At 67.2% G+C, this 11,704-nt stretch carries 12 protein-coding genes; 2 read left to right on the top strand and 10 right to left on the bottom strand.

What is annotated here, in order from left to right:
• Positions 1-9: 9 nt before the first annotated feature.
• The 7 genes from A5694_RS14955 to A5694_RS14925 form a co-directional block, all read right to left on the bottom strand.
• Entirely contained in the window at positions 10-828 is an 819-nt protein-coding gene (locus tag A5694_RS14955) for an amidohydrolase family protein (RefSeq protein ID WP_064922625.1), read from the bottom strand.
• Positions 825-2,447: an acyl-CoA synthetase gene (locus tag A5694_RS14950; RefSeq protein WP_064922596.1), complete on the bottom strand. Its 1,623-nt coding sequence runs from the start codon at positions 2,445-2,447 to the stop codon at positions 825-827. Before A5694_RS14950 ends, A5694_RS14955 begins: the two co-directional genes overlap by 4 nt.
• 12 nt (positions 2,448-2,459) lie before the next feature.
• Positions 2,460-3,659, bottom strand: coding sequence for an amidohydrolase family protein (locus tag A5694_RS14945; RefSeq protein WP_064922595.1), 1,200 nt, complete (start codon positions 3,657-3,659; stop codon positions 2,460-2,462).
• A gap of 29 nt (positions 3,660-3,688) precedes the next feature.
• Positions 3,689-4,507, bottom strand: coding sequence for an enoyl-CoA hydratase (locus A5694_RS14940; RefSeq protein ID WP_064922624.1), 819 nt, complete (start codon positions 4,505-4,507; stop codon positions 3,689-3,691).
• Between the two features lie 180 nt (positions 4,508-4,687).
• A complete protein-coding gene (locus A5694_RS14935; protein ID WP_064922594.1) occupies positions 4,688-5,485 on the bottom strand; it encodes an SDR family NAD(P)-dependent oxidoreductase in 798 nt (265 codons plus the stop codon).
• A 3-nt stretch (positions 5,486-5,488) separates the two neighbouring features.
• Positions 5,489-6,259, bottom strand: a complete 771-nt coding sequence (locus A5694_RS14930) for an SDR family oxidoreductase (RefSeq protein ID WP_064922593.1) — start codon at positions 6,257-6,259, stop codon at positions 5,489-5,491.
• Between the two features lie 47 nt (positions 6,260-6,306).
• Positions 6,307-7,068, bottom strand: a complete 762-nt coding sequence (locus A5694_RS14925; RefSeq protein ID WP_064922592.1) for a crotonase/enoyl-CoA hydratase family protein — start codon at positions 7,066-7,068, stop codon at positions 6,307-6,309.
• A 151-nt stretch (positions 7,069-7,219) separates the two neighbouring features.
• Here A5694_RS14925 and A5694_RS14920 point away from each other — a divergent pair, with 151 nt between their 5' ends.
• The gene (locus A5694_RS14920) at positions 7,220-7,978 is read left to right on the top strand and encodes a TetR/AcrR family transcriptional regulator (protein WP_064922591.1); all 759 of its coding nucleotides are present in this window, start codon (positions 7,220-7,222) and stop codon (positions 7,976-7,978) included.
• A 2-nt stretch (positions 7,979-7,980) separates the two neighbouring features.
• Here A5694_RS14920 and A5694_RS14915 read toward each other — a convergent pair whose 3' ends face one another.
• From A5694_RS14915 to A5694_RS14905, 3 genes are all read right to left on the bottom strand, one after another.
• Entirely contained in the window at positions 7,981-9,156 is a 1,176-nt protein-coding gene (locus A5694_RS14915; RefSeq protein WP_064922590.1) for a thiolase family protein, read from the bottom strand.
• Between the two features lie 72 nt (positions 9,157-9,228).
• A complete protein-coding gene (locus A5694_RS14910) occupies positions 9,229-10,107 on the bottom strand; it encodes an enoyl-CoA hydratase/isomerase family protein (RefSeq protein WP_064922589.1) in 879 nt (292 codons plus the stop codon).
• Positions 10,104-10,796 (bottom strand): hypothetical protein, encoded by a 693-nt coding sequence (locus A5694_RS14905; RefSeq protein ID WP_064922588.1) that lies wholly within the window; start codon positions 10,794-10,796, stop codon positions 10,104-10,106. Before A5694_RS14905 ends, A5694_RS14910 begins: the two co-directional genes overlap by 4 nt.
• 72 nt (positions 10,797-10,868) lie before the next feature.
• Here A5694_RS14905 and A5694_RS14900 point away from each other — a divergent pair, with 72 nt between their 5' ends.
• Positions 10,869-11,702 (top strand): enoyl-CoA hydratase/isomerase family protein, encoded by an 834-nt coding sequence (locus tag A5694_RS14900; RefSeq protein WP_082952683.1) that lies wholly within the window; start codon positions 10,869-10,871, stop codon positions 11,700-11,702.
• The last annotated feature ends 2 nt before the right edge of the window (positions 11,703-11,704 follow it).

The raw sequence follows: 11,704 nt of genomic DNA, 5'->3' as shown, positions 1-11,704 counted from the left end.
CATTGCTCCTTAGTGGTCACCGAAGAAGAAATCGCGGGCGTTGTTGTAGAGGTAGTTGTCCATCACATCGGCCGGCAGATTCAGGCCCAGCGCTTCGGGCACGACCCGGTTCATCGGCAGCACCGGCCAGTCCGAGGCGAAGATGATCTTGTCGGCGCCGCGAGTGCGCATGAAGTGCAATAGGGCTTCCGGCAACCGTTTCGGCGACCAAGCCGACGTCATCAGCCGCAGGTTGCGGTACTTGATCAGCATCCGGATCGCGACGTCCCACCACGGGTCGGCGCCGTGGATCATGCACAGCCGCAGTTCCGGGAAGCGCACGCAGACCCGGTCGAGGTGTATCGGGTTCTGCACCTCACCGGGGATCGGCGGTCCCGGAATGCCGGTGTTGACGCACAGCGGCAGATCCAGCTCGGCGCACTTGGCATACAGCGGGTAGTAGACAGCATCACTGGGCGGGTACTGGCCGTCGCCCCAGAAGCTCGGCCCCACCACGGCGTAGACCACCGGCAGGTCCTTGACGACGGCGCTGAGGTCGCGAAGTGCCGGAACCGGACGCAGCAGGTTCACCCCGCCCATCGCCAGCACGAACCGGTCCGGCCTGGCCTCTACGAACTTTCGCGCGGTCACCGACGGTGTGGCCAGGTTGTCCATCAGCACGGCCTTGGTCACACCGTTGGCGTCCATCTCCTCGAGCAGCGCCGACATGTCGGCGGGCTCGAACATCGACTTCGGACCCTTGAAGTAGTCGTCCCGCGTCTTGGCCATCCAGGCGGGCTGTTCGCGTTCGCCGAAGTGAACATTGACCAGACAATCGATCGCTCTCATGAGTTTGCGCATACCTCTTCACCCACTTGGCTTTTCGCCCACCGGTAATCGGCCTTGCCGTTGCCCAGCCGACGGACCTCCGGCACGACGACGAACTCCTTGGGCACCTTGAACCCTGCCAGGGACGTCCTGCAATGCGCCGCGAGCAGATCGCCGTTGACGTCGGCTCCGGTGCGCAGCGCCACCAGCGCGGCCAGCTCTTCGCCCCACCGATCACTGGGCCGGCCCACCACCAGCGCATCCGCCACCGCTGGGTGGGCTCGCAACACTTCTTCGACCTCCTCGACGAACACCTTCTCCCCACCGGTGTTGACCACCAGGGCGTCGCGGCCGAGCAATCGCAGCGTGCCGTCTTCCTCGACGGTGGCCCGATCACCGGAGATCACCACCCGCACACCGTCGATCTGGGCGAAGGTGCGCTGGGTGGCCTCGGCGTCGTTGAAGTAGCCGAGCGGGATCCGCCCCGTCCGCACCACCCAACCGATCTCGGGTTCGCCGGGTTTCAGGAATCGAGCGAGGTCCTCGGAGACCACGGCTCCGCCGGTTCGCAGCTCGAACGTGTCGCGCCGCGCCGCGCGCTGGCTGCGGCCGAACCCCATGTTGCCGGTCTCCGAGGAGCCATACCCGTTGATCAGAGTGATCTGCGGAAGATGCTCGAGCAGTGCCGCCTGATATTTCGGGTTGGTGGCAGCACCGCCGGTCCCGATGGCGTAAAGCGAAGGCAGGCCGTAGACTCCCCTGCCGAGCTCTTCCACCAGCGGTGCCGCGTAGGCGTCACCCACCATCGTCATCAACCCGACCTGTTCGCGCTCAACGGTTTCCAGCACCGAACGCGGGTCGAATCTGGTTCGGGTGTCGTTGAGGATCACGGTCTGTCCGCTCAGGATTGCCGAGAACGCGGTCCACATCCCGGCCGCGTGCATCAGCGGCGACAGCGCGAACCAGGGCGAACCCGCGGTGCTCACCTTCTGGTGGATCTCCGCGGCGGAGGCGTGGTCGGCGCCGACCATCGAGGAGACGTAGATGTCGCTCTGCCGCCACAGCACGCCCTTGGGGCGACCGGTGGTGCCGCCGGTGCAGATCATCAGCAGGTCGTCCGGGGACGCCAATAGGTCCCGATCGGTGTCCCCCTGCGCCAGTGCCTCATCGAGCGGTACCGCGCCGGGGAGGTCGGGGATGGTACTGCCGTCATCGACGCAGATCCGCAGGTCGATTCCGGCCGCAGCGACGATGTCGGCGAACTTTGCCCCCAGTGCCCGGTGGTAGATGATGCCGCGGGGCCCGAGATAGCGGAGCAGGTCGGCGATTTCGGCCGGTGCGTAGTAGAAGTTGACGTTGACCGGTACGGTGCGCGCTTTGAGGCAGCCGATCACCATGTCGGGGTACAGGTCGTTGTGCATCAGCAGCGCGACCCGGTCCTGTCCACATTCCCAGTTGCGCAGCTCCGCGCGCTCACGCCGGGCGCCCAGGCCGCGGCCGGCCAGGAAGTTGGCCAGCCGGCGGGTGCGCTCCGCTGATTCGGCGAACGTGCTGCGCCGGTCCCCGCAAACCGTCATGGTCCGGTCGGGAACGGCCACGGCGATCTCGTCGAGGACCGCGCCGATGGTCCACTCGCTCATAAAGGCAGCGACCTAGGCTGCCGACGCGACGGTGACGCCCAGCAGGTCCAAGGCGTTGTCGCGCATGATCTTGCGGATGTCACCAGCGCTGAACGCCGAAAGCTCCTCGGTGAACGCCACCGGATCTTCCAGTCCCTCGCCATGCGGCCAGTCCGAGCCGAACAGAATCTTGTCGACACCGATGGTCTCCGCTAGCAGCGGCAGGTCATCCTCGTAGTACGGGGCGATCCAGACGTTGTTGCGCAGCTGCTCGACGGGGTCTTCGGCGAAGTGCCGCGGCTGGCTGTTGGCGGCCTTCTTGAGCCGTTTGATCAACCGGTGCACGAAGTACGAGCCGTTCTCGATGCTGGCCACCTTCAGGTTCGGGTGTCGGCTGAACACCTGGTGCACGATCATCGATGCCATCGTGTCGTGGATGGCGCGGTCATCGAGCAGAACCGTGTCCAGCGGATCCTTGGCGCCGAATCCCTCAAAGGTCGATTGGCCGCCCCACATCGCCGCGATGTGCAGATAGCCGCTGTCGGACAAGTGGAATCCGACCGGCACCCCGGCTTCGGCCAACCGCGCCCACACCGGATCATGGCTGGGATCGCCCAGTGAGCGCGGCTTGACCACACCGGGCACCGGCGCGGGCCGCACCAGCACCATCTTGGCGCCCTTGGCCAGAACCTGGTCGACTTCGGCCACCGCGGCGACGGGATCGGCGAGCGAGATGATCGGCGCCGCGATGATCCGGTGGTCGGGCCGGTCGAAACCCCAGTCCTCGTCGAGCCACAGGTTGAAGGCATGCACCGAGGCCATCGTCGCTTCGATGTCGTGTTTGAGAGCCTCTTCGACGCCGCAGGCGAAAGTCGGCAACATGAACACGGTTTCGATGCCCTGAGTGTCCATCACCGTCACCCGGGCGTCGCGATTCTGGTACTCGGGGTGTTGGGCCAGCCGCTCGACCTTCATCAGCGACGCCGGGTCGACGCCCTCGGGGATCTCGCCGCGGAACAGCAGGTCCAAGCAGCCGGGCACGATGATCGGGTCGAACGTCGGGTTGGGGATGAAGTGGTTGACTTTGTCGCCGATCACCGCCTGGGTGCGCTTGCCGTCGGTGAGCATCTGCACACCGCGGCGCTTGAACTTCTTGTCCAGGTGTCGGGTGAACGAGTCCAGCGGCTCGTAGTAGTGGTTGTCGACGTCGATCGCTCGGTAGTCCAGCGTCATTAGCGTGATCCTCTCCCTGCGTTAGTCATTCACGTCAGCGGCGGGAAGTTCGGCGGCCGCTTCTGGAGAAAACTCGTGATGCCCTCGATGAGGTCGGGCCGTGTCAGCGATTCGTACATCAACTTCTCGGCACGCGCGCTCACCGCGGCGACGTCATCGAGCGCGTCGCGGTAGGCCTGCGCCTTGATCACCGCCAGTGATGCCGGTGAGCAGTTCGCGGCGAGGTCATCGGCGTATTCCAGGGCGCGTTCCAACACTGTGTCGGGAGGCGTGACGTGGTTGACCAGCCCGAGTTCGCGGGCCTCCTCGGCCAGGAAGGTTCGCCCGCTCAACAGCAGATCCATCGCCGCACCCCAGCCGGCGAGCCGCGGCAGAATCCAGGTGATCCCGTATTCGGCGATCAATCCGCGGCGGGTGAACGCGGTGGCGAACTTGGCTCCGGCCGCCGCGAACCGGATGTCGCACATCAGCGCATGGGTCAGCCCGATGCCGACACAGGCGCCGTTGATCGCGGCGATGACGGGTTTGCGCAATTCGGTCAGGAAATGCGGGTGACGCTCCCCGACTACTTGAGCCACATCGGTTTTGGCGGCGTCCGGACCCGTCTCGCCGGAGTTTGGTACGGGTCCCAGGTTCGCGCCGGCACAGAAACCGCGCCCGCTGCCGGTCACCACGATCGCCCGCACCGCCGGGTCGGCCTCGGCGCGGTCGATCGCCGCGTAGAAGCCGGCCGCGATGTCGGGCCCCCACGAGTTGAGTCGCTGCGGACGGTTGAAGGTGATCACCGCGACGCCGCCCCGCACCTCGGAGAGCACCGCAGCGTCATCCGGGGCGCCGGTGTCAGCCAGCGTGCCGTCCTCGGCAGCGGTCACGACCCCGCACCTCCTCGCCTCGGATCAACTCGGCCGCCGTAAGAAGCCCGGCTGGAATCTCTCTTACTGTATACCTTTCGGTAGCGCGTTCCGCAACCCTCGCGCGTCCGGCGAGAACAGCTAAGTCAGCAGGTCAGGCGCGGATTTTTGGGCGAGTCAGAGGAAATCGGAGCCGCCGTCGACATTGACGTTGGTTCCGGTCATATAGGAGTTGCGGCGCGAGGCCAGAAAGGCCGCAACCGATCCGACCTCGTCCGGCAGCCCGGCCCGCGGCAGGTGCGCCGGATGACCGAAGTGCTCGGTGATGGCTTCCATCAATCGGTACGGGTCATCCCCATCAACACCGACCGAGCGGGCCCAGCCGACCAGCGCCTCGGAAGCCACACTGCCCGGAGAGATCACGTTGACCAGGATCTCATCGGGAGCCAGCAGCAGCGACAGGTTCTTCGAGATGCTGTTGACCATCGTCTTGGCGGCGGTGTAGGCGGCCAGCACCGTGCTTTGGCGCTGGGTCGAATGCGCCGAGAAATTGACGATCCGGGCCCATTCGGCCTTGCGCAGCAAGGGAAGTGCGGCGCGTACGGTGTGCACCATCCCCATCGCGCCCTGGTCGACGGCCCGGCGCCACTGCTCGTCGGTGAGTTCGTCGAAGGTGCCCCGTACGTCGGGTCCGGCCGCGTTGATGAGGATGTTGAGCTCGCCGCCCCAGCGCCTCCCCAGCTCGGCGAAGACCTCCTGCACGCGCCGCTCGTCGCTGGCGTCGGCGACCAAGCCGACCGCGTCGGGGCTGCCGCGCCGGGTCAGGTCGTCGGTCGCACGGTCGAGGTCGGCGGCCGAGCGCGCCACGACGGCGACCCGCGCACCGTCGTCGGCCAGGCAGCGGGCAGTGGCCAGCCCCATCCCGCGTCCGCCGCCGACGACGACGGCGGTCGCGTCCTGCAGGCCCAGGTCCACGTGTCAGCGCGGCTGGAATCGTTGCGCACCGTCGATGCGCACGACTTCGCCGTTGATGTAGGTGTTCTCCAACAGGTGCTGGGCCAGGCTGGCGTACTCGTCGGGTGTGCCGAGCCGCTTGGGGAACGGCACCGTTTCGGAGAATTTCGCCAGCATCGCGTCGGTGGCGCGTTCCATCGCCGGCGTCCGGATGGTGCCCGGCGCAATGCTGTTCAACCGGATCCCGACCGAGCTGAGATCCCGGGCGCCGCACAGGGTCAACCCGATCACCCCGCCTTTGGCGGCCGCGTACGCGGACTGGCCGATCTGCCCCTCGATGCCGGCGATCGACGACGTCATCACGATCGCGCCACGCTCACCGCCTGAGCCGGGCTCGGTGGTGGCGATCTTGGCCGCCGCCAGCCGCAGCACGTTATAGGTGCCGGTCAGATACAGCGCGATGGTCTTGGTGAAGCCCTCCATCGGGGCGGGGCTGCCGTCGCGGGCGACGATCTTGTCCGCCACGCCGAAGCCGCCGTGGGCGATCACCGCGTAACGCAGGGTCCCCAGTTCGTCGGCCTTGGCCAGCGCCGCCTGCACGTCGTCGTCGTTGAGCACATCGGTGCGCACGTAGACGGCCTTGTTGCCCAGCTCGTCGGCCAGCTTGGTGGCCTTCTCGTCGGCGACGTCGGCGATGACGACCGCCGCACCGGCTTCGTGGAGCCGACGGACCGTGGCCTCACCGAGACCACCAGCGCCTCCGGTCACCAGAACCACTTCACCTGCGAAAGACATGACTACTCCTCACTTTCGATCAACGAGTTCGGGCTGTGGGGCCGGGATCAGGACCCGGTCCAGTTGGGGGCGCGCTTCTCGGCAAAGGCAATGGCACCTTCCTTCGCGTCGTTGGACGCGAACACCGGAGCAATCAGCTCGCCCTGCTTCTGCCACATCTGGTCGGCGGACCAGTCCGCGGACTTGACCATGATGTCCTTGGTCACCGCCACCGCGAGCGGTCCGTTGGCCGTGATCCGCTCGGCCAACTCGAGCGCCCCGTTCAGCGCCTCGCCCGGTTCGGTCAGCACATTGACGAAGCCCCACGACTCCCCTTGCTCGGCGGTGAAACTCTCACCGGTGAGCGCCAATTCGAGTGCCTTCTGGTAGGGGATCCGGTGCGGCAACCGCAACAGGCCGCCGCCGGCCGCCACCAGGCCTCGCTTCACCTCGGGAATGCCGAACTTCGCACCCTTGGCGGCCACCACCAGGTCGGTGGCCAGTACCAGCTCGGTGCCGCCGGCGACCGCGTGACCCTCCACAGCGGAGATGAGCGGCTTGCGCGGCGGGCGCTCGGTGAAGCCAAGGCCCCGCCCTGGGACATACGCCAGTTCTCCGGCTGCGAACGCCTTGAGATCCATTCCCGCGCAGAAGTTTCCGCCGGCTCCGGTCAGCACCGCCAGCGACAGTTCCGGCGTGTCATCGAGTTCGTCGCAGGCGGCAGCCAAGCCTTCGGCGACCGCCTTGTTGGCCGCGTTGCGGGCCTCCGGACGATTGATCGTGATGATCAGGGTTCGTCCCCGACGTTCGGTGAGCACTTCATCTGGCACGGGCAACCCCTCCAGCGGTGTGACAAGTTATACCAAAATGCTTACCATATGCTTTACGGTAAGAGAAGCTCAATACCGGGTGGCAACGACGCGCACCGGTAGGTTTGACGGCGACAAACCGGCCGCGCATCCAGAACTGGAGGTACCCGCAGTGGCAAAGCAGCCTGTCGCCGAGAAGCGTCAGCGGCGCGAACGCGGATCGATCAACCCCGACGACATCATCGACGGCGCGTTCGAGCTCGCCGAACAGATCGGGGTCGACAATCTGAGCATGCCGTTGCTCGGCAAGCACCTCGGTGTCGGGGTGACAAGCATCTACTGGTATTTCCGCAAGAAGGACGACCTGCTCAATGCCATGACCAGCCGCGCCTTGCGGCAGTATGTGTTCGCCACCCCCTACGTAGAGGCCAAGGACTGGCGGCAGACCTTGCGCAACCACGCCCACACCATGCGCGCGACGTTCTTGGGCAACCCGATCCTGTGCGACCTCATCCTGATTCGGGCCGCCCTGAGTCCGCGCGCCGCGCAGCTGGGTGTCCAAGAAGTCGAGCGGGCGATCGCCAGCCTGGTGGAGGCGGGGTTGTCGCCGCAGGATGCCTTCGACACCTACTCCACGATCTCGGTTCATATTCGCGGATCGGTGGTGCTGCGTCGTCTCTACGAGAAGAACCGGGCCTCGGACGCCGAGGGCCCCTCGGACTTCGAGGAAGCGCTCGTCATCGACCCCGAGGTGACCCCGCTGCTGGCCCAGACCACTGAGCAGGGTCATCGGATCGGCGCGGCCGACGACGCCAACTTCGAGTACGGGCTCAACTGCATCCTCGACCACGCCGAGCGACTGATCGAGCAGAACAGCAAACCGGCGCGGCGTCGCGGTAGCACCTCGGCCAAATCCTCGAAGGGCCGCTAGGGCTAGACCTCGATCACCACGGCGCCGCCCTGGCCGCCGCCGGCGCACATCGCCGCCACGCCGATCCCGCCGCCGCGCCGCTGCAGCTCATAGGCCAACGTGGTCACCATCCGCGCTCCGGAGGCAGCAATCGGGTGGCCGAGGCTGCATCCGCTGCCGGAGAAGTTCACCAGCTCCTCGTCCAGGCCGTACTCGCGGCACGCCGCGATCGGCACCGACGCGAAGGCCTCGTTGATCTCCCACAACGCCACGTCCCCCGGGGACAGCCCCGCCCGCTGCAACACCTTGCCGATCACCTTGACCGCTCCCAGGCCGGTGTCGCGAGGGGCGACGCCGGCCGACGCCCAGGCTTTGATGGTGCCCATGACGTTGAGTCCCCGGGCCTGCGCGTAGTCGGCGTCGACGAGTGCGACCGCGGCCGCGGCGTCGTTGGTGCCGCTGCTGTTGCCGGCGGTGATCGAGAAGCCTTCGATCTCGGGGTGCAGGACCTTCAACCCGGCCAGCTTCTCCACTGTGGTGTCGCGGCGGGGATGCTCGTCCACGCTGAACTCGGTCACCGTGCCGTCGGGCAATTGCACCTTCAGCGGCACGATCTCGTCGGTGAACTTGCCCGCGTCGATCGCGGCGATCGCCCGCTGGTGCGACCGGGCCGCCCACACGTCCATCTCCTCGCGGCTGATGCCGGCCGCCTGAGCGGTGTTCCAACCCACCGTGATCGACATGTCGCGGGTGGGAGCGTCCACCGTCTCGGGGTGGGTCGGAGGCATCCACGGCTCGGCGAAGGTGAGCTCGGGGCCGGGGATGCGCATCTTCATCACCGGCAGCATCGACAGGGTCTGCACCCCACCGGCGATCAGCACCCGTTCCATCCCGGAACCGATCTGCGCGGCGGCGTTGCCGATCGCGGTCAGGCTGCCGGCGCAGTGCCGGTTGACCGCCTGGCCGGGCACCGACTCCATCCCGCAGGCGGCTGCGGCGAAGCGCGCCATATCGCCACCGCCATAGTGGGATTCGGCGAAGATCATGTCGTCGATGTCCGCGGGCGCGATCCCGGCCCGGCGGATCACCTCGGGCACCACCGTGGTGATCAGCGTCTCCGCGGAGGTGTTGGCCAGCGTTCCTTTGAATGAGCGTCCGATGGCCGTGCGAACGGCACCGACGATGACAGGCGTAGGCATGCTTTGACCTTACATTATTCGTTCTTTTTGTAAAGGTGCCGGTGGGCGGCAGGTTGGCGTCCCGGAAGCCGCTCAGGGCTCCGGCACGTGAAAGTGCTCATCACGCAGCCGGAACGCCTCCTTGGTGCCGTGCTGCGCCCGCGTCTTGACGAAGTTGAACTCCCCCGGCGCGAACTGCAGGTTGGTGCCGTAGGCGTGAAACAGATAGCTGGCCACCTCTTCGCCCTGATAGGCCTGGCTCTGCTCGACGAGCCGGAACGCCTCCTTGGCGATGACGACACCGTCGGCCGGCATCTTGGCCGCCTTGGCCGCCCAGTACCGCGCCCGTGCCGTCACCGCCGCGGGATCGCAGGTCTCGGTGAACACGCCCAGATGTTCGACCGCGGCGGCTTCGATGATGTCGCCGGTCAACAGCAGTCGTCGCGCCAGCACCGGGCCGAGGCGATGGAAGAACATGTGCAGGCTGCCCAGGGCCGGGCCCAGGAAGCGGGTGGCCGGCATGCCGATCCGGGTGTTGCGGGCGATCACCGAGATGTCGGTCATCAGCGCCATCTCGAAGCCGCCCCCCAGGGCGTAGCCGCTGATCTCGCCCACCGTGACCTTCGGAAACCCCATCAGGTTGTGGTAGAAACCGAACGACTTGCGGTCGACGGTGAGCCGGCGACGCTGGCTCGGCCGGCCCTTGGCCGCCGCGCCAGCCGCCTGGCCGCCCTCGCCGTACCAGCCGTAGGCGTTGTTCATGTCCGCGCCCGCGCTGAAGACGCCCTCGGCGCCCCGCAGCAGCACCACCACGACGTCGTCGTCCTCGGCGACGCGGTCCAGGTAGCGGGCGATCGCATCCCGCATCGCGGCGTCGTAGGAATTACGCCGCCCTGGATTGTTCAGCGTGATGGTGGCGATCCGCCCGTCGGGATCGACATCGAAGAGCACGCGGCCGTCGGTATCGCTCATGGCTGGGACTCCTCACTGGGCCGTCTGCGGCCGAATCGGTTGGCGCTCACCTGCTCCGGCGGCATTGCCGCGGTGGTGACTTCGCCGGTGCACAGCACCTCGCCGCGGTGGAGCAGTCGCGCGGTGGAGGTGATGCCGCGCTCGACCTCGGTTCGCACGATGTCGAAGTTCAGCTCGGTGAGAATGGGCGTCGGGCGGCGGTAGGTGACCAGCAGCGAGCGGGTGCGACCGGCCAAACCCGCTGCGCAGCTCTGATGCTGGGTCACGCAATCGAAGAACACGCCGAGAAAGCCGCCGTGCACCAGTCCGGGAGGGCCTTCGTACACCAGCGGGAAAGCGACTCGCCCCGAGGCGGTTTCGGCGGCAAGGTGGTCGAATCGGTACTCCGGGAAGCAGGGGTTGAACGCCCCGACGTCGAAAGCATGGGTGAGGTAGACCCGACCGCCGCGCTCGGACCGCAGGCGCGGTATCGGGTCAGCCGGGGCGTGGGCCGCCAGCTGCCGCTCCCAATCGGCGCAGCGTTCCAGCATGTCGTCCACTACCGGGTGCGGGTGCTCGAGCGCAAGCAGCAGGCCCGCTAACCGGCGGATGGCGCCGGCCGCCGCCACGGTCTGCTCCAGCGGCGGCTCGCCGAAGCGCGCGCCGCCAGCTGAAACCGCTGAGCTCGCCGAACCGTCCGCCATCGGCATCTCCCTGTCGAATCCGCGTCGAATCGCGCAATCGTATAGCCTACTGTAGCCCTCACGATATACGGTTGAGCGGTGGACACCACAGTGGCCGAGTCCCCCGATTCCGGGCCCGGCGCCGACGGCTCAGTGACGGCGGTGCGCGACGGCGCGCTGCTCCGGCTCACCCTTGTTCGCCCCGATCACCGGAATGCGCTCAGCCCACCGATGACCGAGACGCTGATCGGCGCCCTGACCGAAGCGGCCCGTGATGATGCCCTGCGCGCAATCCACATCCAAGGCGCCGGTGCCGACTTCTGCGCGGGAGCCGATTGGGTCGCCACCAACTCGACCGGCGCGCGGCCCCGCACCGGTGACCTGGTGCGGCGCATCCCGCACGCCGCGCACCGGGTGATCGAACTGCTGCACACCATCCAGTTGCCGGTGGTGTGCAGTGTCCGCGGGTGGGCGGTGGGGCTGGGCTGCAATCTGGCGCTGGCCGCCGATTTCACCGTCGCCGCAACCGACGCCGTGTTCTGGGAACCGTTCCTGGCGCGCGGATTCAGCCCCGACTCGGGAGCCACCTGGTTGCTGCCGCGCCTGGTCGGGCTGGCCCGGGCCAGACGGATGTTGCTGCTCGGCGAGAAGCTCAGCGGTGCCATGGCGCAGGACTGGGGGCTGATCCATCAGGCCGTGGATTCCGCGCAGGTCGACTCAATCACCGAAGAGCTGCTGGCGCGCCTGGCCGACGGGCCCACGGTCGCGATCGGACTGACCAAGCAAGGACTGCACTACGGGCAACACGCGACGCTGCCCCAAGCCATGACGCAGGAGCTGTTCAACCTTGAACTCAGCTGCCGCTCCGCGGATTTCAAAGAGGGACTGGCCGCGTTCACCCAGCGGCGTCCGCCGGATTTCACCGGCCGCTGAAC

The sequence above is a fragment of the Mycolicibacter sinensis genome (assembly GCF_001667945.1).
Lineage (GTDB): Bacteria > Actinomycetota > Actinomycetes > Mycobacteriales > Mycobacteriaceae > Mycobacterium > Mycobacterium sinense_B.
This window is presented reverse-complemented; position numbering and strand designations above follow the sequence as displayed.